This window comes from Roseibium sp. Sym1, from assembly GCF_027359675.1.
Classification (GTDB): Bacteria; Pseudomonadota; Alphaproteobacteria; order Rhizobiales; family Stappiaceae; genus Roseibium.
Genome location: NZ_CP114786.1, coordinates 4782093 through 4807389 on the forward strand (window position 1 = coordinate 4782093; position 25297 = coordinate 4807389).

The 25297-nt window shown below is 60.9% G+C and carries 27 protein-coding genes; 20 read left to right on the forward strand and 7 right to left on the reverse strand.

Features of this window, described 5'->3' with window-relative positions:
• Positions 1-7 precede the first annotated feature (7 nt).
• From lexA to O6760_RS21860, 3 genes are all read right to left on the reverse strand, one after another.
• Positions 8-718 (reverse strand): transcriptional repressor LexA, encoded by a 711-nt coding sequence (lexA, locus tag O6760_RS21850; RefSeq protein WP_269581789.1) that lies wholly within the window; start codon positions 716-718, stop codon positions 8-10.
• A 145-nt stretch (positions 719-863) separates the two neighbouring features.
• Complete coding sequence (locus tag O6760_RS21855) at positions 864-1739, reverse strand: hypothetical protein (RefSeq protein ID WP_269581790.1); 876 nt, start codon at positions 1737-1739, stop codon at positions 864-866.
• Positions 1736-3316, reverse strand: a complete 1581-nt coding sequence (locus O6760_RS21860; RefSeq protein ID WP_269581791.1) for an acyl-CoA synthetase — start codon at positions 3314-3316, stop codon at positions 1736-1738. The genes O6760_RS21855 and O6760_RS21860 overlap by 4 nt, the downstream gene beginning before the upstream one ends.
• 151 nt (positions 3317-3467) lie before the next feature.
• Here O6760_RS21860 and O6760_RS21865 point away from each other — a divergent pair, with 151 nt between their 5' ends.
• The 3 genes from O6760_RS21865 to O6760_RS21875 are packed head-to-tail and all read left to right on the forward strand — an operon-like array spanning position 3468 to position 7375.
• Positions 3468-4277 (forward strand): alpha/beta hydrolase, encoded by an 810-nt coding sequence (locus tag O6760_RS21865; protein ID WP_269581792.1) that lies wholly within the window; start codon positions 3468-3470, stop codon positions 4275-4277.
• 36 nt (positions 4278-4313) lie between these two features.
• Positions 4314-5699: a class II fumarate hydratase gene (gene fumC / locus O6760_RS21870; RefSeq protein WP_269581793.1), complete on the forward strand. Its 1386-nt coding sequence runs from the start codon at positions 4314-4316 to the stop codon at positions 5697-5699.
• 35 nt (positions 5700-5734) lie between these two features.
• Positions 5735-7375, forward strand: coding sequence for an NAD-dependent malic enzyme (locus O6760_RS21875; protein WP_269581794.1), 1641 nt, complete (start codon positions 5735-5737; stop codon positions 7373-7375).
• A 50-nt stretch (positions 7376-7425) separates the two neighbouring features.
• On the opposite strand, the gene O6760_RS21880 is transcribed toward O6760_RS21875, so the two are convergent.
• From O6760_RS21880 to O6760_RS21895, 4 genes are all read right to left on the reverse strand, one after another.
• Positions 7426-8577: a fumarylacetoacetate hydrolase family protein gene (locus O6760_RS21880; protein WP_269581795.1), complete on the reverse strand. Its 1152-nt coding sequence runs from the start codon at positions 8575-8577 to the stop codon at positions 7426-7428.
• 131 nt (positions 8578-8708) lie between these two features.
• The gene (locus tag O6760_RS21885; protein ID WP_269581796.1) at positions 8709-9464 is read right to left on the reverse strand and encodes a FadR/GntR family transcriptional regulator; all 756 of its coding nucleotides are present in this window, start codon (positions 9462-9464) and stop codon (positions 8709-8711) included.
• Between the two features lie 241 nt (positions 9465-9705).
• Positions 9706-10074: a PilZ domain-containing protein gene (locus O6760_RS21890; RefSeq protein ID WP_269581797.1), complete on the reverse strand. Its 369-nt coding sequence runs from the start codon at positions 10072-10074 to the stop codon at positions 9706-9708.
• Between the two features lie 15 nt (positions 10075-10089).
• Entirely contained in the window at positions 10090-10509 is a 420-nt protein-coding gene (locus tag O6760_RS21895) for a hypothetical protein (protein WP_269581798.1), read from the reverse strand.
• Positions 10510-10796: 287 nt separating this feature from the next.
• On the opposite strand from O6760_RS21895, the gene flgB reads away from it, so the two are divergent.
• The 17 genes from flgB (at position 10797) to O6760_RS21980 (ending at position 25201) form a co-directional block, all read left to right on the forward strand.
• Positions 10797-11177, forward strand: coding sequence for a flagellar basal body rod protein FlgB (gene flgB / locus O6760_RS21900; RefSeq protein WP_269581799.1), 381 nt, complete (start codon positions 10797-10799; stop codon positions 11175-11177).
• An 11-nt stretch (positions 11178-11188) separates the two neighbouring features.
• Positions 11189-11605, forward strand: a complete 417-nt coding sequence (flgC, locus tag O6760_RS21905) for a flagellar basal body rod protein FlgC (protein ID WP_269581800.1) — start codon at positions 11189-11191, stop codon at positions 11603-11605.
• Between the two features lie 2 nt (positions 11606-11607).
• A complete protein-coding gene (locus O6760_RS21910) occupies positions 11608-11940 on the forward strand; it encodes a flagellar hook-basal body complex protein FliE (protein WP_269581801.1) in 333 nt (110 codons plus the stop codon).
• A 51-nt stretch (positions 11941-11991) separates the two neighbouring features.
• Positions 11992-12780, forward strand: a complete 789-nt coding sequence (flgG, locus tag O6760_RS21915; protein WP_269581802.1) for a flagellar basal-body rod protein FlgG — start codon at positions 11992-11994, stop codon at positions 12778-12780.
• A 17-nt stretch (positions 12781-12797) separates the two neighbouring features.
• Complete coding sequence (gene flgA, locus O6760_RS21920) at positions 12798-13250, forward strand: flagellar basal body P-ring formation chaperone FlgA (RefSeq protein ID WP_269581803.1); 453 nt, start codon at positions 12798-12800, stop codon at positions 13248-13250.
• A 3-nt stretch (positions 13251-13253) separates the two neighbouring features.
• On the forward strand, positions 13254-14354 hold the full coding sequence (gene flgI / locus O6760_RS21925; RefSeq protein ID WP_269581804.1) for a flagellar basal body P-ring protein FlgI: 1101 nt from the start codon (positions 13254-13256) through the stop codon (positions 14352-14354).
• Positions 14355-14490: 136 nt separating this feature from the next.
• Positions 14491-15036, forward strand: a complete 546-nt coding sequence (locus O6760_RS21930) for a MotE family protein (RefSeq protein WP_269581805.1) — start codon at positions 14491-14493, stop codon at positions 15034-15036.
• Positions 15033-15740, forward strand: coding sequence for a flagellar basal body L-ring protein FlgH (gene flgH, locus O6760_RS21935; protein WP_442969814.1), 708 nt, complete (start codon positions 15033-15035; stop codon positions 15738-15740). Before O6760_RS21930 ends, flgH begins: the two co-directional genes overlap by 4 nt.
• A 26-nt stretch (positions 15741-15766) precedes the next feature.
• The gene (locus O6760_RS21940) at positions 15767-16267 is read left to right on the forward strand and encodes a flagellar basal body-associated FliL family protein (RefSeq protein WP_269581807.1); all 501 of its coding nucleotides are present in this window, start codon (positions 15767-15769) and stop codon (positions 16265-16267) included.
• Positions 16264-17007, forward strand: coding sequence for a flagellar type III secretion system pore protein FliP (gene fliP / locus O6760_RS21945; protein ID WP_269581808.1), 744 nt, complete (start codon positions 16264-16266; stop codon positions 17005-17007). Before O6760_RS21940 ends, fliP begins: the two co-directional genes overlap by 4 nt.
• A gap of 310 nt (positions 17008-17317) precedes the next feature.
• Positions 17318-18220, forward strand: coding sequence for a flagellin N-terminal helical domain-containing protein (locus O6760_RS21950; protein WP_269581809.1), 903 nt, complete (start codon positions 17318-17320; stop codon positions 18218-18220).
• Positions 18221-18379: 159 nt separating this feature from the next.
• Positions 18380-20026: a flagellar basal-body MS-ring/collar protein FliF gene (fliF, locus tag O6760_RS21955; RefSeq protein ID WP_269581810.1), complete on the forward strand. Its 1647-nt coding sequence runs from the start codon at positions 18380-18382 to the stop codon at positions 20024-20026.
• Entirely contained in the window at positions 20026-20664 is a 639-nt protein-coding gene (locus tag O6760_RS21960) for a hypothetical protein (RefSeq protein ID WP_269581811.1), read from the forward strand. Before fliF ends, O6760_RS21960 begins: the two co-directional genes overlap by 1 nt.
• On the forward strand, positions 20664-22130 hold the full coding sequence (locus tag O6760_RS21965) for a MotB family protein (RefSeq protein ID WP_269581812.1): 1467 nt from the start codon (positions 20664-20666) through the stop codon (positions 22128-22130). Before O6760_RS21960 ends, O6760_RS21965 begins: the two co-directional genes overlap by 1 nt.
• The gene (locus O6760_RS21970; RefSeq protein ID WP_269581813.1) at positions 22130-23359 is read left to right on the forward strand and encodes a chemotaxis protein; all 1230 of its coding nucleotides are present in this window, start codon (positions 22130-22132) and stop codon (positions 23357-23359) included. Before O6760_RS21965 ends, O6760_RS21970 begins: the two co-directional genes overlap by 1 nt.
• The gene (fliK, locus tag O6760_RS21975) at positions 23356-24675 is read left to right on the forward strand and encodes a flagellar hook-length control protein FliK (RefSeq protein WP_269581814.1); all 1320 of its coding nucleotides are present in this window, start codon (positions 23356-23358) and stop codon (positions 24673-24675) included. The genes O6760_RS21970 and fliK overlap by 4 nt, the downstream gene beginning before the upstream one ends.
• Positions 24629-25201, forward strand: a complete 573-nt coding sequence (locus tag O6760_RS21980) for a transglycosylase SLT domain-containing protein (protein ID WP_269581815.1) — start codon at positions 24629-24631, stop codon at positions 25199-25201. Before fliK ends, O6760_RS21980 begins: the two co-directional genes overlap by 47 nt.
• Positions 25202-25297: the final 96 nt, after the last annotated feature.

Genomic DNA, 25297 nt, shown 5'->3' on the forward strand with positions numbered 1-25297 from the left:
GCCCCGGTCAGTACTGCCGGAAGAGGGCCACAAGCCGTCCCTGAACGCGAACGCGGCCGGGACCGAAGATGCGCGTCTCATAGGCCGGATTGGCGGCCTCCAGTGCGATGGACGCGCCTTTCTTGCGCAAGCGCTTCAGCGTTGCCTCTTCCTCGTCGACGAGCGCAACCACGATATCACCGCTATCCGCGCTGTCGGTCCGGCGGATCAGCACGGTGTCCCCGTCAAGGATGCCGGCCTCGATCATGGAATCACCGCGCACCTCGAGGGCGTAATGTTCCCCCTTGCCGAGCAGTTCCGGCGGCACCGTGATCGAATGGCTGTGGGTCTGGATGGCTTCGATGGGCACGCCGGCGGCAATGCGACCCATGACGGGAATCTCCGCTCCGGCGGAAACCGGTTCCTCGACGGCCTTGGAGGCTTCGGGTTTTCCGAGCGAGCCTTCGATGACTTCCGGCGAGAAACTTCCGCGTGGACGCGGTGCGCCGAGGCCGGGAGCGATCGAATCGGGCAGGCGGACCACCTCCATGGCGCGGGCCCGGTTGGGCAGCCGGCGGATGAAGCCACGCTCTTCAAGGGCGGTGATCAGCCGGTGAATGCCGGACTTGGACCTGAGATCCAGCGCGTCCTTCATTTCATCGAAAGACGGTGGAACACCGGTTTCTTTGAGTCTTTCGTGAATGAACATGAGCAGTTCGTACTGCTTGCGCGTCAACATATCGGCATCCCCTACCGCGAAATGGGTTGGTACAAATCAAGAACATGGTACCTGTTCCCATTGTGTTCTGCAAGGGTAAATGTTCTCTTACTGTTCTAATCCCGCGGTGGTATCGCAACCGGTAGAACGTCAGAGCGAGAGCGAGCTAAGTCGTATCGCCGCTGTTCCGGATCAGAAGTTCACATGTCACCAGTGTCGGTGCCTTGCCAGGCAGGAGCGCGCCCGCGTGAAGGTTGCCGTCGAGATCGACGCACCGAACCGGAAGTGTCAGGTCCGGTTTACCTCCGGTTCCGGCGCCGGGAAGCAGCAGGATCTCCGATATGAGCCCGGTCATGGGGCGATCATCCTGGAAAGCGGCGCCCGCAAGGCTGCCAAGTCCAAGAACGTCATAGGCCTTTGTATCGAGCTTGCCCGCGAGTTCCGAAACGCTGACATGAAGGTCCGCAAAGGGAGCGAGCGTCGTGATCAGGGCGTTGTCGGGCTTCGCCGAGGCTGTTGCCGGGTCAGGATGGACGCGAAACAGTGTGAATTCGGTTTCCGGATCCGGCGCCGCCCTGAAGACGGCACCCTTGAGGCCGTACCCCTCCAGCTTCGCCGGCGCACCCGCCTTCAGGCTTGCCGGCAACAGGTGACCGAGGCGGTCACGGCCGTTTTCGTGCCAAAAGGCATGGACATGGGCAAACCAGCTGCCCTCCCGCCAGCCGAGGATCGCAACGGCTGCTTGAAGCGTTGCGCCAGCCGAGGAATGGGTGTCGCTGTACCAGGCCGCGTGGCGGTCATCGATCGCCCGGTCCGGCATCACATAGTCGAAGGGACCCAGCACCAGCCCGCTCAGGTCCAGCACGGCGGAACCGAAGCCGTCCGATTTTGCAAGAGCGCCGAGGGCAGGGACAAGGTCAACAGCGCTCTCAAGCCGCGGAGCAAAGGGCTCCGCCCGGCAGCGTATATGAGGCGTGCGATCGCTGGCGGAAGGGCCGGGATGGCGGATGTCGGACAGGTTCTTCGGGGCGGGACGTCTCACAGGAGCCCCTTATCGACGAGGTGCTCACGCACCAGCTTCTTGGTGATCTTGCCATAGGCGCTGGTCGGCATTTTCTCGATGAACAGATAGCGCGCCGGCATCTTGTAGCGGGCGACCTGGCCTGTCAGGAATTCCGACAGGGCTTCGGGAGGCGGCGGGGGAGCGGTCGCGGCGACGCATACCGCGAGGCCGACTTCGCCCCATTGAGGGTCCGGAATGCCAAGAATGGCCACTTCGGAAATGCCCGGATGCGTGAGCAGGACCTCCTCCACCTCCTTCGGATAAACATTGGATCCGCCGGAGATGTACATGTCCGAGGCCCGGCCGGTCAGGTACAGAAACCGTTGTTCGTCCATGTGACCGATGTCGCCGGTCCGGAACCAGCCATTGCGGAACGACTTGGCATTGGCAGCATCGTCTTCCAGATACCCCGCGCAGACGGCAGAGCCGATGACACAGACTTCCCCTGTCTGGTGAGGCGGCAGATGGTTGCCGTCATCGTCCTGGATGGAGACCTCGATGCCGGTGCGTTCCGTGCCGCAGGTTCCCACCCGTGCGTCCGGTCCGTCCTCGAGATGATGATCCTGGGGGCGCAGCACCGTGATGTTCCCGGTCACTTCGCCGAGCCCGTAATACTGCACCAGCACGCTGCCAAGCTTCTGCAGCGCGGTTTTCTGATCCTCCCGGTACATCGGCGCACCGGCATAGATCACATGACGCAGGCTGGAATGGTCGAAGCGGTCGACGGCAGGGTCTTCCACAAGGCGCTTGACGATGGTCGGCACCGTGAAGAGGTTGCTGATCCTGTGGTTCTCGATCAGCTCGAAGGCGGCCGCGGGACTGAAGCCCCCCCTTGGCATCAGGACATGCGCGGACCCGGCCGACAATTGTGCGATCAATTGCAGGCCCGCGCCATGTGACAGCGGGGCGATCACGAGCGAGGCGTCCTGTTCGTTCGTTCCCGGGATGAGGTCGGCCATGTAATTGACGCAGACGAAGCCGATCTGGCCGTGGCTGAGCACCACCGCCTTTGGCCGGCCTGTCGAGCCGGAGGTGAAAAACAGCCAGCAGGGATCGGTATGGTCGACAGGCGCGTTGGCGACGCTGGTCCCATGGTTGCTCGCCACAAGCGTCTCGTAGTCGGCGCCAAAGGCGCTGCGACCGATGCTGATGCATCCTGTGAGACCAGGGCAGGCGGTGTTGACGGCGGCGGCCTGGGCGGCAAACCCCGCATCGCACACGAAGACCTTCGCCCTGGCTTTTTCCGCGGCATAGGCGGTTTCGCCCGGCGCCTGGCGGAAATTGCAGGGAACCCAGACCGCCCCGAGCCGGAAGGCGGCCAGCATGATCTCGATCATCTGATTCGAGTTCTCGGCCTGGACCAGCAGGCTGTCGCCCCTTGAGAGACCGTATTCGGTCTCGAGCGCGCGGGCGAGGGCGGAAACACGTTCATCCAGCTCCGACCAGCTCCAGGTCCGGTCCTGCCAGATGATCGCAGGCCGATCCGGCCAACGGGCGGCGTTCCTGGTGAGGAAATGCGCCAGATTGATCACTCGATTGGAACAACGCGCCACCATCAGCGTTTCATCTCCCGCAGTTCATGGTTCGTGAGACGTTAGGTCGGGCAGCTTTGATTTGGCAAGGTGTGGAGAAAAGCAGGTCATTCCGCTTTCACGACAAATCGTGCAGGATGATGCCTCTGGTTGAAGAAGGTGCCTGAGGCTGTTGATGACTGAAACGCTGATTACCGATTGGGACGATGCCTACGCCAATGCGGCGCATATTCCAGGTGCGTCCGGCTATGTTGAGCGGTGGGAAGACGATTCGGAGGCGTTCCGAAAGTCCTGGATGGAGAAGGACCTCGACATCGTCTATGGCGACGGGGCGCGCCACCGGTTCGATATCTTCCATCCGGAACGGAAATCGAAAGGGCTCGTCATTTTCGTCCATGGCGGGTACTGGATGAAATTCGACAAGAGCAAGTGGTCGCATTTTTCAGCAGGACCGCTTGCAAGGGGCTGGACCACATGTCTGCCGTCCTATGACCTCGCGCCGGATGTCCGTATCGCCGACATAACCCGCCAGATTGCCGCGGCGATCTCCAGGGCTGCCGCTCGTGTCGCCGGCCCGATCCGGCTGACAGGGCATTCTGCCGGCGGGCATCTCGTGACGCGCATGGTCTGCGAGGACAGTCTGCTGCCACCGGAGGTGCTGGCACGGATAGAACGGGTCGTGTCGATCAGCGGCCTGCATGATTTGCGGCCGCTCAGAAACACCAGCATGAATGACGCCTTCAGGATGAGTGAAGACGATGCCATTGCCGAAAGCCCGGCGCTTAAGAAGCCGGTGAGCGACTGCCCGGTCGTCGCCTGGGTTGGCGGCGCGGAACGACCGGAATTCCTCCGGCAGTCCAGGCTGCTGGCAGATGCATGGCCGTCCGCGGCATACGAGGAGGAAGCGGAACGGCACCATTTTGATGTCATCGACGGGCTGAAGTCCCCCGACAGCAGATTGACTTCAACACTATTGGCATCCTAGCCGACAGACATCCTAGCCGACAGACAGGAGCACAGCATGCGCAGCGAAAGTGACAGTCTTGGCGAGATCGAGGTTCCCGAGGACAAGTACTGGGGTGCGCAGACGCAGCGGTCCCTTGAGCATTTCTCAATCGGCAACGATCTGATCCCGATCGAGCTCATCCACGCCTACGGTATCCTGAAAAAGGCCGCCGCGCTGACCAATGTCGATCTGGGGCTGCTCAAGCCGGATCTGGCGGATCTGATCGTCAAGGCAGCAGAAGAAGTGGCGGACGGACAGCTGGATGCGCATTTTCCGCTCCACGTGTGGATGACCGGTAGCGGCACGCAGTCCAACATGAATGTCAACGAGGTGATCTCAAACCGGGCAATCGCTATTGCCGGGGGTGTCCTGGGGAGCAAGGACCCGGTTCATCCGAATGATCACGTCAACATGTCCCAGTCGTCGAACGACTCGTTTCCGACGGCCATGCACATGGCGGCGGCCATCCAGACGACGCATCGGCTGCTTCCCGGCGTGCAGACGCTTCACGACAGTCTGAAGGCGAAGTCCGGGGAATGGGACGACATCATAAAGATCGGCCGGACGCATATGCAGGATGCGACGCCGCTGACATTGGGGCAGGAGTTTTCGGGGTATGCCGAGATGCTGCGCCAGGATATGGACCGGATCGATCACGCCCTGATAGACGTGCTTTCCCTGGCGCTGGGCGGAACGGCCGTCGGCACGGGCATCAACACCCATCCGCAATTCGCCGAGAAGTCCGCGGCGAAGATTGCCGAACTGACTGCTCTTCCCTTCGTCAGTGCCCCGAACAAGTTCGCCGTGCAAGGCAGCCACGATGCATTGGTGATGTTGAGCGGAGCGTTGCGCACCCTGGCTGTCTCGCTGTTCAAGATCGCCAATGACATCCGGCTGATGTCCTGCGGACCGCGCTGCGGGTTCTACGAGTTGAAGATCCCCGCCAACGAACCGGGGTCCTCGATCATGCCCGGAAAGGTCAATCCGACCCAGTGCGAAGCGCTGGCCATGATCGCGGCGCAGGTGATGGGCAACGACGTTTCCGTGGGGATCGGCGGATCCGGCGGGTATCTGGAAATGAATGTCTACAAGCCGCTCATGATCAATTCCATTCTGCAGTCGGTGCGGATCATGGGAGACGGCTGCGCCAATTTCGCCAGGTTCCTTGTCGAGGGCATGGAGCCCAACAGGAAGAAAATCCGGGAATACCTGGACCAGTCATTGATGCTGGTGACCGCGCTCAGTCCGGTGATCGGTTACGACAAGGCCAGCTATGCGGCGCATCATGCGTTTGAGAAGGACCTGACCTTGAAACAGGCCTGCCTGGAACTCGGATATGTCGACGAAGCGGAATTCGACAAGGTCGTCGATCCGTCGAAAATGATTCACCCGTCGCTCTGACACGACCCTGACGATCGCTTCTTGCATTGGAGACCATGATGAAAGTATCCCGCAGCGGCAAGATGGGGCTGGACCTAATCCACGACCCGGTGTTGAACAAGAACACGGCGTTCTCGGTAGAGGAACGGGAGAAATACGGCCTTCTGGGGCTGTTGCCGGCTGTGGTCGAAACACTCGACCAGCAGGTTCAACGGGTTCTGATGCAGCTGAACCACAAGCACAGCGACATAGACCGGTTCATTTACCTGACGGGACTGCTGGATACCAACGAGACCCTTTTCTACAAGGTCATCATGTCGGATCCGACCCGGTTCCTGCCAATCGTCTACGATCCGACCATCGGTGAGGCGTGTCTGAAATTCGGCCATATCTACCGGCGGTCTCGAGGCGTCTATCTGTCGATCGCGCACAAGGGCAACGTCAGCAAGGTCCTTGGCGACTGGCCGGACAAGGATGTTCGCTTCATCTGTGTTACCAATGGCGGACGCATTCTCGGTCTCGGCGATATCGGCGCGAACGGCATGGGCATTCCGATCGGCAAGCTGCAGCTCTATACCGGCGCGGCGGGTGTGCCACCGGAGCATCTCCTGCCCCTGTTCCTGGACGCCGGAACCAACAACGAGCCGTTGCTGGAAGACCCGCTTTATCTCGGCATTCGCCAGAAGCGGCCGCCGACCGAAGAGCTCTATCCGTTTGTCGACGAATTCGTCGAGGCGGTTCAGGAGCGCTATCCCGATTGCTGCATCCATTTCGAGGACTGGACCGGAAGTGACGCGGTGCATCTGCTGGCCCGCTACCGCGACAAGGTCTGCTGCTACAATGACGACATCCAGGGAACCGCCGGCATTACCCTCGCGGGCCTGATCAATGCGCTGAAGATCAAGGGCGGATCGCTCAAGGACGAGACCATTTTCTTCGCGGGTGCAGGCTCGGCCGGGATCGGCCTCGCGGATCTCCTGGTTTCGGAGATGGTGTCGGAAGGCCTCTCGGAAGAGGAGGCCCGGTCAAGGATCTGGATGTACGATGTCAACGGTCTTCTTCAGTCCGAGCGGGACGATCTCTTCGACTTCCAGCGCAAATATGCCCACAAGCACGCTCCGACGCGCGACCTGACCAAGGCCATCAAGTCGGTCAAGCCAACGACGCTGATCGGGGTGAGCACCGTAGGGGGGCTGTTCACGCGGTCGGTCGTGGAGGCCATGGCAGACCTCAACGAGCGCCCGGTCGTCTTTGCCTTGTCCAATCCGACAGACCATGCCGAATGCACGGCCGAGCAGGCCTATCAGTGGACGAAGGGCAAGGTCATCTTTGCAGCCGGTGTGCAGTTTCCGCCGGTCGACTATGCGGGTGAGACCTACAGGCCCGGACAGGCCAACAACCTCTATATCTTCCCTGCGGTGGCGATGGCGATCTATGCGACCCGGGCGAGACGCGTCACCGACGAGATGTTCATCGAGGCGGCCAAGGCCGTCGCCGACCAGGTCCCGGAAAAGCTGCTGGGACAGGGAACCCTGTTCCCGCCGCAGTCGGACATTCTGGAGACATCGGTCAAGACAGCGGCCCGTGTGGCGAAGACTGTCTTCGACGCGGGTCTCGCCCAGGTTCCTCAGCCGGCGGATCTGGAAGCCTTTGTCAGGGAACATCTTTACGACGCCAGCTATCCCGACCTGGATTGAGTGGCGCATTCGGTCTGCGGGAAGCGGTGCCTCATCGCTTCCCCGCCGGCTCAGATCAGGCCGCGCTGGGCCAGATTGCGCATCAAATGGCTGACGCCAAAGGTCCATTCCGGGCATTCGGTCGAAAGATCAACAGTGTTCCGGAGCTGTCCGAGGCCAGGTGCGGATATGGTCACGACGTCGCCGATCTTGTGCGTGAAACCCTCACCGGCGACATCCCGGTCCTGGGTCGGGGCGAACAGGGTTCCGAGAAACAGCATGAGACCGTCCGGATACTGGTGATGCCGGCCGATGGTCTGGCCAACAAGGTCTTCCGGATCCCGGCTGATCTGGGACATGGAAGAATGCCCCTTCAGGACAAAGCCGTCCGTTCCCTCGACGCGAAGCTCGAGTTCCGCGGACCGCACGTCGGCCAGTGAAAAACTCTGATCGAAAAGGCGGATCATCGGGCCGATGGAACAGGATGCGTTGTTGTCCTTGGCTTTCGAGAGCAGCAAAGCGGATCTGCCTTCCACATCGCGCAGATTGACATCATTGCCCAAAGCCGCGCCCACGATTTCTCCCTTGGAGGACACAGCAAGAACCACTTCCGGTTCAGGATTGTTCCAGCTGGAGATCGGGTGCAGGCCCACTTTCGCGCCTGGACCCACGGAAGACAGGATCTGGGCCTTTGAAAAGACCTCGGCATCCGGTCCGATGCCGACTTCGAGATAGGGGCTCCAGACCCCTTCCTCGATCAGGGTCTGCTTCACTTTGACGGCTTCGGGTGATCCCGCCCTGATGTTGCGCAGGCTGTCACCGATGACGGCACCAACCCGATTTCTGATTTCCTCCGCCTTCTGGGCGTCCCCGGCCGCAAGTTCCTCGATCACCCGCTCGACCATGGAATTCGCAAAGGTCACGCCACAGGCCTTGACCGACTGCAGGTCACAAGGCGCCAGGAAATGCGCCGAAAATGGATCGCCTGGATTGGCTGCCGCGAGCGTCTCGAAATTGCCGATCACATGGCCCTCGGCCCGTGTAACGTAATCTGCCGGATCTTCCATCTCGCAAATGTCGCGAACGGTCGGCCCGGCTCTCGTGGAGATGTCGACCACCTTTGTGTCACGAATGGTCACGATCGCCGGTCCCATTATGTCCGGGCGCCAGACCCGTCCGACAAACGTTCCTTTAGCAAGTTCGTCCTGAGTGTAAAAGCTCATCTATATCCCTGACATTGGTCCGTGGCGGTTTCGGCCGTCATCTATGCACAACCGTCAGGATAGACAAAGTCCCTGTCTGCAAAATGTGGCCGTTGCCAGGGCCAGGAGCGCTCGCAGGAGCCCGAACAGCGTCAGCTCGATCGGGACACAGCAAATTTTTCCGCTATCGCCTTGTTTTGAGACAGCATGTCACGCATGCGCAGACGAGCCAGTTCCGAATCTCCACCCACGATGGCGTCGGCCACGCCGACATGATTGCGCCGTGACGCCTTTACCTCTGATGCGCTTGGAGACCCGGCGGCATAGGAGAACAGCAGGACGGCGTAGACGACATTCTGCAATTGCGCCAGCATCAGGTTCCCGCTGGCTTGCAGGATTGTGGAGTGGAAGGCGTAGTCGGCACCGATCGTGTCCGTTTCGCCGTTCTGCAGGTGAATGCAATTGGCGGCCGCCAAAATGATGTCGCGTTGCTCGCGGCTGGCATTTCCCGCGGCAAGCGCGGCGGCTTCCGGCTCGAACATGATGCGAAGATCCGTGGCTTCGGCATAGATCCGTGCCGTCCGGGGATTGGCGGGATCGTGCCAGCGGATCACATCGGGATCCAGCAGGTTCCAGCTTTCGAACGGGCAGACCCGGGAACCGTAACGCCGCGCCGTGCGAACAAGTCCTTTTCCGCACAGGACCTTGATCGCTTCACGGACAACGGTCCGGGAGACCCCCAGCTTGTCGACCAGTTCCTCTTCGCGTGGCAGAACGGCGTTGGTTTCGTAGGTTCCTTGAATGATGCTTTTGCCGAGGAGTTCAACAATGTCCTTGACGGCGCCAGTGGGAAGTGAAGTGAGAACTTTGTCGGGGAGTTCGAAAGTCGGCTTTTTGTTTTTATCCATGCTTCAGGCTCGGGAGGTCGGAATTGTTGATCATTGCCAGAGCTTTATATCCGGGCTGGTCTCCCAAGCCGTTTTACAGGTGAATTTTCAAGAACACTAGAATTTTGAGACTTGATCATCACGCCGGAAAAGAAAATGCTGTCTGTCTGTTCGAGGTTGTTGCCGAAAGGTGACAAAATCATCGAATTTGGTACGGTTCCCGACTGTTCTTTCAAAATATTTGTCGGACAAATACTGCTGTTCAGCCATCGAGCGCATAAAGCCTCTGGGCGAGCTTGCGAACGCCGGTGTTCTTGAAATGCCGGATACTTGCAGGCGGAACGAGATAGGTCACGCCTGCCGCGAGGCCTTCACGCCATCTGAGCTGTACTTCGGCGACGGTTTTCGGTACCGCGTCGAACACGTAGAACTCTTCCGGCAAATCATGGTCTTCGCTGAGAACAAGGCGGACACCGCCATCGGAAATGTCCCTGATGGTGCAGTCGCAAAGAAACTCGTTGTCAAGGCTGGCCAGCTTGGCTGGGCGCAGGCGCGTGCGCTGGCGAGGGTGCAGGCGCCTTTGAATGGCATTCGTGATCGAGTTCCGTTTTGCGGTCAAAAAGGAAAACATGGAACAACCTTGTTTCTAGGGTTTTCGCGGCGCGGCCGGGGCGGCGGGTGCGAGAGGTTCGCGGTAGGGCGAAGGCGCCGGACGATAGCTGGGATCCCCCAGGGTCGAAGGTCGATGGTTTGCCGGTGACTGCTTGTTGCGGCACAGCCTGTAGGCTAGGTCGTAAAGTCCGCGCCATCCAGCCGGGTCGTTGCCAAGCGAGTCAAAGACGCCCAGGACACCGCCTGCGACCGCACCCCGGCGCGCACCGCTAGGTCCGCGCCACGCTCCGCCGACAACAGCTCCCCGCATGGCCGGGTCGACAATATCGAGGTCGGCCGGATCTCCCGACACATGCGCATCGGCATAGGCCCTGGCGTAGCCGGCACAATCGACCGGCTGGGCCTGAAGCGGACCGCACATGAACAGGGCCGATAACGGCGCGGCGAAAATCAATCGCGTTCCGGTGCGCCGCTGTGAGTGCACTGCTCTTGGGACCGCGGCTGAACACCGGTTCTCTCTCAAGCTGTCGAGTGGTCTTGGCCACCAGATCATCGGTATCTCCCGGTCGTGACATCCAGTCAGGGCGCAGGCGGCGATTGAACCTGCGCACAGTCAACGCATGCACTGCGAAGATTGCGTGGACCTTGCGCCCTTGCAGCCGGATACCGGTGTTCGGGCCAGCCTCGGGCAAGCTTGGTCTTTTAGGACTTGGGGCAACCTGAGCTTAAAGGAGGCCTCCGATGGAGCCTGTTTTCCTGAACAAACTGGTGTCGAGCAGCAATGACTGGTTGTCCGTGCGCCAGGCGACCATTGCGGAAAACATTGCCAACGCGAACACACCGGGCTTCCGGGCGAAAGACCTGGAACCCTTCACCACCGTGATCAGCAAGACCCAGCTGGCGATGACGGCCACCCATGGCGGCCATCTCGGCCAGACCATGGAAGCGGCGCGCTCATCCGATGTGGAAAAGGCGGACAGCTGGGCAGTCAGCCATTCGGGCAATTCCGTCAGCGTCGAACAGGAACTGATGAAGGCCGGTGAGGTCGCGCGCGATCATTCGTTGAACGCCAGTATCGCGAAGTCTTTTCATCGCATGTATCTCGCCGCCGTGAAATCCTAGAGGAAAACAAGATGTCCGACCCGCTTGCCGCAACTCTTCAGATCTCCGGTGCAGGACTGCGGGCGCAGTCCGAGCGCCTGCGCGTGGTTTCCGAAAACCTCGCCAATGCCCGTTCCACGGGGGAAACGGCCGGAGATGATCCCTACCAGCGCAAGACCATCACATTTGAAAGCGAGTTCAGCAGGGCGCATCAGGCCAATCTCGTCTCGGTGAAGGGCATCGGCGCCGACAAGGCTCCCTTCACAGTCGAATACGACCCGGGTCATCCGGCGGCGGACGAGAACGGCTACGTCAAGATGCCGAACGTGAACACGCTTCTGGAGCTCGCCGACATGCGTGAGACCAACCGCTCCTACGAAGCCAATCTGAAAGTCATGACCCAGGCCCGTGAAATGGTCATGCGCCACATCGACCTTTTGAGGAACTGATCATGATCAACGAAATCGCTTCGCTGACTTCAGCTGCCGACGGCGTTCTCAAGTCCGCGACGACGACCCGTTTCACCGCGGCAACTCCGGATCTCGGCGGTGCCGCTTCGGTCAACGCCGCCAGCTTCTCCGACGCGATGGCGCAGGTTTCCCAGGACGCCATCGACAAGGTCAAGCAGGGCGAGGCCTCAGCGATCGCCGGTGTCGACGGCCAGGCGTCCGTGCAGCAGGTGGTCGAGGCCGTGATGGCGGCCGAGTCCACGCTGCAGACCGCAATCGCCATCCGCGACAAGGTGGTGAGCGCCTACCAGGAAATCAGCCGCATGTCGATCTGACCCGCAACCCCGCCAGGGACCGGGGTCAGCGCAACCATTAGGAGACCAGCCATGAAAGCCCTTGCAATTGCAGCGACAGGCATGAGCGCGCAACAGCTCAATGTCGAGGTTGTCGCCAACAACATCGCAAACATGAACACGACCTCGTTCAAGCGGTCGCAGGCGGAGTTTTCCGACCTGCTTTATCAGGCCGAACGCCTGCAGGGTGTGCCCAACCGCGGCGGCGAAGACCCGGTGCCGGAAGGTGCGCAGCTTGGTCTCGGCGTTCGCACGGCGGGGATCCGCAAGCTGCACATGCAAGGGTCCCTGAGCAACACGGGCAACCAGTTCGACGTTGCCCTGGACGGGCGTGGCTGGTTCGAGATCACGGGACCGGACGATGAAACGCTCTATACAAGGGCCGGCTCCTTCAACAAGAACGCGGATGGCCGCCTCGTGACCATTGATGGATACATGGTCGAACCCGCCATCATCGTTCCCGAGGAGACCATCGAGGTGGTCATCAACGAATCCGGCGAGGTCTACGCGAAGGTGGATGGCGAGATGGCTCCACGCGAACTTGGGCAGCTGACGCTGGCCAATTTTGCAAATGACGTCGGCCTGGAGCCTGTCGGCGGCAATCTCTTCCGCGAGACAGAAGCCTCGGGCGTTCCCGTTGCCGGCGTTCCCGGAGATCCGGGCTTCGGCGTGGTCCGGCAGGGCTATCTGGAAAGCTCAAACGTGGATCCGGTGAAGGAAATTACCGCACTGATCAATGCCCAGCGGGGCTACGAGATGAATTCCAAGGTCATGAAGGCGGCGGACGAGATGGCCGGCACAGTGACCAACGGCATCCGCTAGCAAAAGGCTTGAAGACCATGCCGATCCGAACACTGATCCTCCTGCTGGCGCTTTGCGTCACGGGAACGGCCGTCCGGGCAGGGGGCATCGAGCTTCCAGTCCCGCGCCTGACGATTGCCGCCGGTACGGAAATTTCGCACCAGGACCTGATCGAACGCAAGTTTCCCAGCCGTACCGCGCAGCAGTTCGCGGTCAGCACGCACCGGTCCCAACTGGTCGGAATGGTTGCCCGTCGCACCTTGCTGCCCGGACAACCCATTCCCTCCAGGTCGGTCGAAAAACCTGTGCTGGTCCGGCGCGGGGAACCGGCGCGCCTGGTGTTCCGGGAGCAGGGCCTTGTCATCATCATGCAGGTTGAAGCGCTGCAGAACGGCGGCGCCGGGAGTTTCGTCCGGGTTCGCAACATCGACAGCGGGCTGGTCGTCTCCGGCCGTGTTCAGGACGATGGCACCATTCGCGTGGAGAATTGATTGATGGCCCGGTTATTCATATGTCTGCTGGCTGTATTGCTGGCCATGCCGGTGTCCGCGATGGTCCGGATCAAGGACATCGCCAGTCTTCAGGGCGTGCGTGACAACCAGCTTGTCGGCTACGGGCTGGTGATCGGCCTCAAGGGCTCGGGCGACACACTCAGAAACTCGCCCTTCACCGAGCAGTCGCTCCAATCCATGCTGGACAGCCTGGGGGTGAATGTGCGCGAAGAGCGCTTGCGTACCCAGAATGTTGCGGCCGTGGTGGTGACGGCGGAAATGCCTTCCTTCATCGGAAAAGGCTCGTCGATCGACGTCTCCGTCTCTTCGCTGGGCGATGCTACGTCGCTTGCCGGCGGGACCCTTGTGGCGACCCCGCTGCTTGGGGCTGATGGCCAGATCTACGCGGTGGCGCAGGGGCCCGTCGCGGTGTCCGGTTTCGCGGAACTGGGGCAGGCGGAGAGCCTCACCCAGGGAATTCCGACCGTCGGTCGCGTGCCCAATGGCGGCCTGATAGAAAGAGATTTGCCGGCTAAATTTTCTCAGATTCCGGGTCTTGTACTGGAGCTTGCCAATCCGGATTTCAGAACCGCGGTTCGCATCACCGATGCCATCAATCGCTTCACCAGAGAGCGCTACGGGGTTCCTGTAGCCAGGGAGCGGGACTATCGCTCCGTCGTTCTGACGCCACCCCGGGACATGAGCATGACACGATTTATCGCTGAGATCGAAGCGATCCGCGTCAGTCCGGACCAAACGGCCAAGGTGGTCATAGACGAACGCACGGGAACGGTGGTGATCGGCAAGGATGTGCAGATTTCGACGGTCGCGATCACGCACGGCAACCTGACGGTGCGTATCTCGGAGGCACCTGAAGTCTCGCAGCCTTCACCGTTTTCCCAGAACGGCCAGACCGTCGTCGTGCCAAGGACCTATGTCGACGCCCAGGAAAGCGGCGGACAGCTTGCCGTGGTCGGCGGCACGGATCTGCCCACCCTGGTGCGCGGTCTCAACCGCATCGGTCTCAGGCCGACAGGGATTATTGCCATCCTGCAGGCAATCAAGACGGCAGGAGCGCTCCAGGCGGAACTTGTGGTGCAATAGGCACCCGGCCCTGGAGGCTTCGTGGTCTTGTTCAAACGCCGCTTCTCGAAGCGGCGTTTTCCGTTTGTCCGCCAGCCCCGCGCAAGCTCGATCGTCGAAGGTGCGATGAAACGGGTTCAGCACAAGGGAAGGCGCAATGCCACTTCAATTGGACCGCAGCCGGACACTCGGTCTCCTGGCAATCGCGGCAGTTACGGTCACTCTCGGCGGGGCAGCCGCCATCGCGCAGTCACCGCGGCAGAAACCGACGCTGGAAGTCGAAACGGAAACGATCCTGCCACCGCAGGACAGCGAACTCTATTGCAAGAACATTGCCGAGGCGGCGAGCGACGCCCGCATCAAGTGGCAGACCTGGAAGCTGATCAGCCTCGAGGCAAGGCTGAGGGATCGTATCGATCAGCTGCAACGCAAGGAGAGGGAATTCGAGACATGGGTCAAGCGGCGCGAAGGCCTTCTGGACGAGGTTGAAGACCAGGTTGTCTCCATTATCGGCAGGATGCGTCCCGACGCCGCCGCCGCCCAGCTCTCGACCACCGATGAGGAGGCCGCTGTCGGCGTTCTCCTGAAACTGAAGGCCCGGGTCGCCAGCAGCATTCTCGACGAGATGGAACCGTCCCGGGCAGCGCAGCTGACCCAATCCATGATGGGGCTGACCAACCCGGAAATACAACGGAGTTTTTGATGCGCGTTTTCCTGATTCCGTTTGGCGTTCTTTTGTTGGCCGGTTGCGCCGGTCAGCTGGAAGATGTCGGCAGAGCCCCGGAGATGTCTCCTGTCGGCTTCGGCCTCGCGGCCCAGCCGGCAACGGTTTATCCGATCAACACGTTCGGTCAGGGTGCCGTGAAAGACTTCAATTCCCTGTGGGCCAGCGGCCGCGACAACTTCTTTGCCGATCCGAGGGCGAAAAAGGTCGGCGACGTTCTGACAGTCACGATCCAGATGAACGATCGCGCCAACCTGGACAACAGTTCCGACCGGCGGCGGACCTCCGATCTCGGCATTGGCGGTGCGCTCGGCACGAGCTGGGACGGCAACTCTACCGAAGGAGAGGCCAATTTCGACCTGGATTCCGGTTCCGGATCGGCCGGCTCCGGGTCAATCGACCGGTCCGAGGAAATCCAGCTCTCCATCGCGGCCGTTGTCACCGAACGTTTGCCCAACGGCAATCTCGTCATAGCCGGCTCCCAGGAAATGCGGGTGAACTACGAAATGCGCATCCTGCAGATAGCCGGGATCGTGCGCCCGCGCGACATCCAGGCAAACAACATCATTCCCTATGACAAGATTGCGGAAGCACGGGTTTCCTACGGCGGACGAGGCCGGATTTCCGAGGTCCAGCAGCCCGGGTGGGGTCAGCAGATCTACGACATCGTGACACCGTTCTGATTTCGGCAAGCCGCAGAAAGACTGATATGTCCAACATTATCGAAGTACCGATCGAGACCGCCAGGCAATCGTCCCGGGGGGGCGGATTTCTGGCGGCCCTTGTTCTGCTGACGCTGATAGGGTCCGGGGCCGGGGCGGGCCTTGCGAAATATATTGTCGACCAGACCGAGCAGGAGGTTCGCGGCCGTCTTCGCCAGCAGCAGAGCTTTTCGGAAACACTGCCGTTTTCCGCGTCCACCCGGCTCCAGACGCTCAAGCCGCTCGTCACCAACCTGGCGAGCCCGGGAGACGCCTGGATCCGGCTGCAGGCCTCGGTGCTCCTTGAAGACGACATGGATGGCGAAATCGCGGTCATGAAGAAGAAGGTCGAAGGCGACTTTCTGTCCTATCTCAGAACGCTCACGCTGTCCCACCTTGAGGGCGGCGTCGGACTTCAGCATCTGAAAGAGGATCTGACCGAGCGGGCACGCACGCGTTCAGCGGGCCAGATCCACGAAGTCATCCTGGAATCGGTGGTGATCCAATGATCCGGCTGTTCCTTGCATGTTTTTCGCTTCTGTTTTTGACAAGCCTGGCTTCCGCTCAGGTCCCCGACCTGTCCACATTGCTGCCGGCCGGTGAAGGCAGCGCGAGCGGACGCATTGTCCAGATGATCGCGCTCTTGACGGTGCTTTCCCTGGCGCCGGGCATCCTGATCATGGTGACCAGTTTTACCCGGTTCGTGATTGCGTTTTCCTTCCTGAGATCCGGGATAGGTCTGCAAACGACGCCGGGAAATCTCATCCTGATTTCGCTGGCGCTGTTCATGACCTTCTATGTGATGGCTCCGACATTCGACCGGGCCTGGGAAAGCGGCGTTCAACCGCTGATGAACAACGAGATTTCCGAAGAGGAGGCCTATGTCCGCATCACAACGCCGTTCCGGGAATTCATGCTCAGCCAGGTCCGGGAAGAAGACCTCGTGCTGTTTGACGAGCTTGCCGCCGGACGGATCACGGACAGTGAAGCCGCGTCTGCGGAAGAGGTCGAGTTGAGGGTGCTGATTCCGGCCTTCATGATCTCGGAACTGCGCCGGGGCTTCGAGATCGGTTTTCTGATCGCGCTGCCTTTTCTCGTGATCGATATGATCGTGGCGACGATCACCATGTCGATGGGCATGATGATGCTGCCGCCAACCGTTATCTCGCTGCCGTTCAAGGCGCTGTTCTTCGTCCTGATCGATGGTTGGAACTTGCTGGTCGGCAGTCTGGTTCGATCGTTCATATGAGAATACTGCCGTTTTTCAAGCGGAAACGGGCGGGGCCATTCGGCTCCGCCTTCTGTTTTTCCGGTAGTTTTTATCGCGTGCGATCATATCGCCTTGTTGATGCAATCTCCTGATCCGGGAAAAAGATCAAATTGATCCTGTCGGCGTAAGCTTCACGCAAGTTCGGGGAGCTAGGGTCGATTTTACAGCAGGTTGAACCGTTGCCTGACAAAGGTTCAAAAGCATGACGCTGTTCCTGCTGTGCCGGTGCAAACCCGGCATGTCCCGTGCCAATTCCAGTACCTAACTGACACATTGAAAGGGACATATCATGTCTAGCTTGATGACAAACGCTTCCGCAATGACCGCTCTGCAGACCCTGCGGAACACCAGCAACAACCTGGCAGAGACGCAGAACCGCATCTCTACCGGTTATCGCGTGGCCGGCGCGGAAGACAACGCTGCCTACTGGTCCATCGCAACCACCATGCGTTCCGACAACATGGCTCTCAGCGCCGTTGAAGACTCTCTGGGTCTGGGTGCCGCGACCGTCGACGTCATGTACACCGCCATGGACAGCACCGTTGATGTCATGAACGAAATCAAGGCCAAGCTTGTTGCCGCCCGTACCCCGGGTGTCGACCGCGGCAAGATCCAGTCCGACATCAACGAACTGCAGAACCAGCTGCGTTCGACTGCTGAATCCGCCGTTTTCAACGGTGAAAACTGGCTGTCTTCCGACGTGACCACGGTGACGTCGAAAGAAATCGTCAGCTCCTTCACCCGCGTTGGCGGTGCCGTGTCCGTCCTGACCACCTCCGTTGATATCACTGCCACCCAGCTCTACGACACGACTGGTGGCGGTACCGGTATTCTCGACGGTGCCCAGGCAAACGGCAACGTTGTCGATACCATCGACATCTCCGCCCTGACGGACAGCGCAGCCGATCTGACCACGCTGGAAGGCATGATCTCGGACGTCGATGACGCTCTGGGCGCCATCACGGACTCCGCAACCCTGCTCGGCTCCACCAAGAAGCGCGTCGACCTGCAGAAGGACTTCGTGTCCGCTCTGATCGACTCGATCGACCGTGGTGTCGGCCAGCTCGTGGACGCTGACATGAACAAAGAGTCTACCCGCCTTCAGGCCCTGCAGACCCAGCAGCAGCTCGGCATCCAGGCTCTTTCGATCGCAAACCAGGGTTCGCAGAACATTCTGTCCCTGTTCCGTTAATCCCCGCGATTATCTGGAAAAGAGGACCGCGCCCTCCGGGGCGCGGTCTTTTTTGTATCTGGCGAATATCGCCAGATCAACGCCCCGGTGACAGGCTCGCGCAAGCTCCGCTTCCGATAGTGACGCGAACAAGTTGTTACGTGCATGAAGGGGTTATGCATGCCGGGCCGTGAACACGCCGAGAAACTGTGGGCAAATCTGATGGAACTGGGCGTGCGCAGACTGGTCGCGCTCGCTCTTGTCGGGCTCGCTACCATCGCGACCGTTGGCGCGGGCGCCTACTACCTGAGCCGTCCGGAACAGACGGTCCTCTACACGGGCCTTGAGGGAGAAGACGTGACCCGGATCGGGTCGGCCCTGCGGGACGCCGGTATCCAGTTCGACATCAGCTCAGACGGAAGTGCCGTCATGGTGAGCCATGCACAGACGGCCAAGGCCCGCATGCTGCTGGCCGAAAAAGGGCTGCCGAGGGGAGCCAATTCCGGCTACGAGCTGTTCGACGAGCTGGGATCGCTCGGCCTGACATCCTTCATGCAGGAAGTCACCCGTGTGCGGGCGCTGGAAGGCGAGCTTGCACGCACCATCCAGCTGATGAAGGGGATCCGCGCCGCGCGCGTTCATATCGTCTTGCCGGAAAAGGGATCCTTCCGGCGCGATCAGCAGCCGCCTTCGGCCTCCGTGGTCATCCGTTCCGATGTCCCGGACGACATTCGCACGGCGGATGCCATACGCCACCTCGTTGCCGCCGGCGTCCCGGGCATGGAAGCCAGCAAGGTAACGGTGCTGGATACGTCCGGCGGCATCCTGGCAGCAGGCAAGGACCCGACCAAGGCGTCCGCCGGACAGCTGGCCAGCCTGGAAACGGCCGTCAGCAACCGCATCCAGGAAAATATCCGCAAGACCCTGACGCCTTATCTGGGACTGGACAATTTCCAGGTCAGCGTGGCGGCGGAGCTCAACACGGACCGCAAGACCATCGCGGAGACGATCTTCGATCCGGATTCCCGCATCGAACGCTCCGTGCGGACGGTCCGGGAGAACGAGAACGCCCAGAACTCCAGCGTATCCGCGCCGACCACCGTGGAGCAGAACCTGCCCGAAGAAGACGTTGCCGCTGACAATGGCGAGCGCTCGAGCGAGGAAAATGAACGCCGTGAGGAAACCGTCAATTACGAGATTTCCTCCAAGCGGATTGAAACCTCCCAGGATGGGTACAAGGTCGACCGCCTGTCGATCGCCGTGCTTGTCGACAAGGCCCGGCTGGTGCAGTCGCTTGGCGGCGATCCCAGCCAGGTGCAGATCCAGGAGCAGCTGACGGAAATCGAGGCCCTGGTTGCATCGTCCGCGGGTGTTGAAAGTGAACGGGGCGATCTCGTCAAGGTGTCCATCGTCGACTTTGTCGACGGAGGCAAGTCGCTGGAGCCGATCCCCCCGATCAGCGTTTCGGAATACCTGCTGCGCCAATCCGGCAACATCATCAATGCACTCGCCATTCTGACGGTGTCGATGCTCGTGATCTGGTTCGGATTGCGTCCCGCGGTCGCCGCGCTGGTTCCGCAAGTCTCGAAGCCCCAGGTGGAGATGGCCGAACTGGGCATGTTGCCGGACGGGTCGGAAGCCGCAGCCGAACCTTACGATGGTGAACAGGGCTTCCTGATGCCTCCGGATCATTCCGACATGCTTCAGGACCTCAACAGCAAGCGCAACCAATCCGCTTTGCGGAAACTGGAATCGCTGCTGGAATACAACGAAGAACAGTCCGCCGCGATCCTTCGCCAGTGGCTCTATGAATCGGAGCGCGTCTGATGTCGACTTCCGCTGCCTCCCATATTCCCGTTCTGTCTGTTCCGAAATTCAAGACCTTCGAGGCCTATGACGGGGCGCTGGCAGAAGTGCTGGAGCCCACGGACATGCCCCCGGCCGAACCGAGTGCCGAAGAGCGTCTCCAGGCCGAATTCGAGCGTGGGCTCACCGAAGGCGATGACCGCATGCGCGCCCATTACGAGGCCATTCTTGAAGAGGAGCGCGCGAACCACACCCGATTGCTGGAAGAAGAGCGCGTCCGTTTTGACATGCGCGAAGCGGCGAATGTGAGTGCGGCAATCGAAGGCTTTGTCGACATTGTCGAACAGCGCCTGTCCTATTCCGTGGCCAGGTTGCTGCAGCCGTTCCTGAAGGAGCGGATTGTCGATCAGCTTGTCGCCGCCTTCGCTTCGAACCTGCGGCAGCTCACCGAACATGATCCCGACAAGATCATCAGGTTGCGCGGTCCCGAGACGCTGGTGGCCAGGGTCCTTGAGCAATTGCCGTCGTTCCGCGACCGGATCGAGGTTCACAAGGCTGATCAGGTGGAGCTGGTTGCACTCTTTGATGAAACCACGATCGAAACGAGGCTGGGACAGTGGCTGGCCCAGGTCGACATGATTGAAAAGGAGGCCGACTGATGCTCGAGGGCCACCCGAACGAGATCGTCATTGTCAGGCGCAAGAACAGCTGGGAAGAAGATTACCTTCCACACGGCGTCTGGAAAATCGCCTATGCGGACTTCATGACCGCACTGATGGCGTTTTTCCTGGTGATGTGGCTGATCAATGTCACCGATGACAGCGTCCGCCGCGGCGTCGCGCAATATTTCAATCCGGTCAAGCTTGCCTCGACGGCGCCCAACCGGAAGGGCCTCAACGATCCTCTTGTCAGCGGCGATACAAACGAGAACGGCACGAAGCTGTTCAACGGCAAGCTGGGCGGATCCGAAGAGCCGGTCGACCAGGATGAGAATTTCGGGTCCGGCATCGAGGCCGGACACAAGCCGGAAGAGGTTCCGGAACGCCCCGAACAGGGAGGCGCGCCGGCCTCCGGACAATTCACGCAGTTGCATTCGGAATCGATCCTGTTCTCGGATCCCTATGCCGTTCTGGACACGCTTGCGGAAAAGATCCGTGTTGCCGAGACGCTGGAGGACAACCCGCGGGGCATCGGTACCGGTCTTCAGAAGCAGGAAGGTGCCCAGGGCGGGCAAGCCTATCGCGACCCCTTCGATCCGATGTTCTGGCAGTTCAGGCCGGGACGGGGTGTCGACGGGTCCGAAACGGCTTCCGTCGGAACGCCGGGAGATGGTGCCGGTCACAGCGGAGCGCGGCTGGAGGGTGACCTGGCTTTTGGTGCGCCTTTCGACGAGGGGCATTCGCAAGACACGGGAGCCGGGCTCGCGGAGGCCGGACCGCGCCCCGGTCCGGCAACGGTCGAACCCGCGACGGACGCAGGAGACGCGGGGACCTCGGAGTTCGAGCGCACCGGTAGCGGCCGGTTCGCCGAAACAGGCACCAGCACCGATCCGGTCGTTGCACATGTGACGGGACGCACTGACCTTACGCAGGTCGGCGAGACCTCCCTGAAGGGCGCTCAGCCGGTCGTTGGTGAGGATGTCGATGTCTCCGAAAGCGCAGCCGATACCCTGGTCGCACGCCTGTCCGATATCCTTGAGGAGACGGATGGCACCATCCTGGAAGAGACCGCCAGCCAGATCACGGTGGACCGTCTGGGCGAGGGGGCCTTGATCAGCCTTACCGACGATCAGAACTTCGGCATGTTCGCCATCGGCTCTGCAGAGCCGCGTCCGGAACTGGTCAAGCTGCTGGAGAGGATCGGCAGCGAGATCTCCGAGACGTCAGGCCAGATTGTCATCAAGGGGCACACCGATGCCCGGCCGTTCAGGAGCAAGACATACGATAATTGGCGCCTGTCTTCTGCCCGGGCGCACATGGCGCTTTACATGCTCGCGCGGGGCGGCGTTGCAAAGAGCCGTTTCGATCGTGTCGAAGGCTCGGCTGACCGGCACCTGAAGTATCCCGACGATCCGTTTGCGGCGGGCAACCGCCGTATCGAAATCTACCTGCTGGAGGAGCGGTGATGCGCCTGTCAGACTGTTTCAAAAGGTTCGCGTCCGCTCTGTTGCTGGCCTTGTATGCAACCTTCGCACACATTGCCGGTGCGAGTGCGGAAGCCCAGGGCACCGGGACACGGGATGCCCGGCCCTTCGAGATGATCCGGTCGCTGCAGGTTCTTCAGGAGCAGATCGCGCAGGGCAACAGCCATGCCCTGCGCGCGCAGCGCTCGTTGCTGGTCAAAATGGACAGGGACTTCTTCAACATGCCTGCCGACATGTGGCAGGAACCGCGCAATGCACGTGCGGCAGTCGTACACCTCCTGAGTGGGGGGCACCCGCGCGTCATGCGAAAGCTGCTCACGCTTGAACCTGCACCCGCCGTGGACCGGAGACTTCTTGAGGCCTCGCTGGCCTATGTCGAGGGCCGGGAGGAAGACATGCTGGGGCTTCTTGAGGATATCGACCCCCTGGATCTGCCTGCGGGTCTCGGAGGCCATGTGGCCCTGGTGAAGGCCGCCCCGTACATCCGCACCGATCCGGCCAGGGCGATGCAGCTTCTGCAGGTCGCAAGCCTGCTGATGCCCGGAAGCCTTGTCGAGGAAGCCGCCCTGCGCAGGGAAGTCTTCGTTGCCGGCATGATGGCGGATGTGGACCGGTTTCGTGTTCTCAGCATCCGCTATCTGCGCCGCTTTCGAAGTTCAGTCTATGCGGGCGATTTCCGCCGCCGCTTCGCGTTGGCCCTGGACACGCTCGGCTTTGTCAAAAGCGAGGACAAGTTCGCCTTGCTCGATCCGGTGCTTCACGAATTCGATGCCGACTCCCGGCGGGGGCTCTACCTGAGACTTGCCCGGTCCGCCCTCCTTGCCGGGCATCTGAACGTGGCGCGCAAGGCAACCGGGGAGGCACTCCTGCTTGCGGTCGAAGGCACCAGGGAACACGAGATTCTGAAAATCTACCTGGCCGCAACCCGGCTCGATCCGGAAATGATCACCGCCAACCGGGACCTGCTTTGGTCGGTCGACCCGCAAATGCTGTCGGACCAGGATCGCGCGGTGCTTGACGGCGTCTATGTGGTGCTCAATTCCGTGCGCCATTTTCCGGAACCGCCGGACAACGTGATTGGCGAATTCAACGTTGCAAGCTCGATGAAAGACCCCGAACAGCGCGACTGGGTCACTGCGGACATGGACCTGGCCGAAGCCCTGCTGGGCAGGACGGGAAAGGCGTTCGAGCTGCGCGGAGATGCAAAATGACGGTCAAGACAGATGCACTGATCCCGCAGGCCCCCAAATCCGGCAAGGCGGCGGAGGTCGCCACAGACGGCCGGGGAGGAGGGGCCGCCAAGGACGCCGCTGCGGCGTTCCAGTCCATCCTGCAGGGAATGAAACGGGAAGGCACGCAGGCCGGGAGCGGTGAGGAGGACAGTCACGGTGCCTCCACCGGCAACCGGTCCGGTGGTCAAGCGGGCGCCGGGGCAGGGACAGGCGAATTGGACGGCAAGACGGCTCAGGACGGCGCCAAGACGAGCGGCCAGGTCACTTTTTCCACCAGCAATCTCGTCGATGCCCTGCGCCAGGTGTCGCACAACGTGATGTCGGGGATCTCGGGCGACGGGTCATCCTCCGGCGAAGGCGAAGACGCCGGTCCCGCCGGAGACCGGAGGCAGGCCGGCGCGGAGCTTGCCGCTGCGACGATCGGCCTGCCGCCGGGTGCGGTGCCGGCGCGCAAGCCGGGGCAAAGTCCCCATGCCGCGGCGGCTGCCCGGACACCGCCAGGAAGCGGAACGCCCGGGGGGGCACCCGATCCAGCCCCTCAAGCATTGGCCGGCCGGGACGGCGCGGCCAGAACCGGAACCTCTTCTCTCTTTGCGCAATTCGGCGTGGAGCCGGAGACAGCGTCAGGGTCCATGACGAGTTCCGCGCGCGGCTCAACACTGCCGGAAGAGGCCACCGGCGCGGTCAAGGTTCTCCGGCAGGAAACCCATTTCGCACCCAACCTGCGCCTGTCCCCAGCGCAGCAGGTGGCGGATCAGGTTGGCTCCGCCCTCAAATCGCTGGCTTCCGACACCAGACTGGCGGCGCAGGGGGGAGTTACCCACAAGGCAGAAGGCCCTGTGCTGAAAACGCTGGATATCCAGCTCACGCCACATGAACTGGGCACCGTCAAAGTGTCCCTGAGAATGGTTGGTGATACCGTTGAGGTAACGCTTCAGACGAGCAAGGCACAGACCGCGGACCTTCTGAGGCAGGACCGGCAACTGCTGGACCAGATGCTCCGGACCACCGGCTTCAAGGCCGACGCGATCACGATCCAGGCCGCTGATGATCGTGCTTCCATATCCGCCGGATCCGGTGCCAACGGCAATTCGGCGATGAACCAGAACACGTCCGGCAATGGCACGTTCAGCGACGGTCAGCCGCAGAATTCCGGCAACGGTAATTTCGGCCAGAACCCGGATCGTCGGGGACAAGAGGCCCACGGCAACATGTTTCCGGAAACAGACATATCGAGAGGAAAAGATCATGAGGAAGACACTGGCAACAGCCTGTCTGACGGCATCTATCTTTAGCATTGCCGCCACCCTTCCGGTCGCCGCGGAGGTGCAGAATGTCTGTGAACGTGAAATGATCGCGGCGGCCCAGAAATACCGGGTGCCGCTCGGGGTTCTCTATGCCGTTGGACTGACAGAGACGGGACGGCGCAATTCCCTCTATCCCTACGCCCTCAACATCGAGGGGAAATCCAGGTTCCCGCCCAGCCGCAAGGCGGCGGAACAGGATGTGGAACAGGCGCGAAAGCACGGCAAGAAACTGATCGACATCGGCTGCATGCAGATCAACCACTATTACCACGGCAACAAGTTCCGTTCGGTCGAACACATGCTCGAGCCGCGCGCGAATGTGCAATATGCCGCCCGGTTTCTGAAGGATCTGCGCCGCCGCCAGGGGTCCTGGACCATGGCCGTTGCGCGCTACCATGCCGGCCCAAACAACGATCCGGCACAAAAACGCTATGTCTGTACGGTGATCCGCAACATGGTTGCTTCGGGATTCGGAAACTGGACGCGCAAATCCAAGCAGTTCTGCGGCGCTTGAAGAGGAAACATTGGCGCTGCACACGTCACTGTTTCCTTCTTTGTTCGATAGATACAATTTTAGATAATTAAGTATCTGAATTTCAACAATAAATAT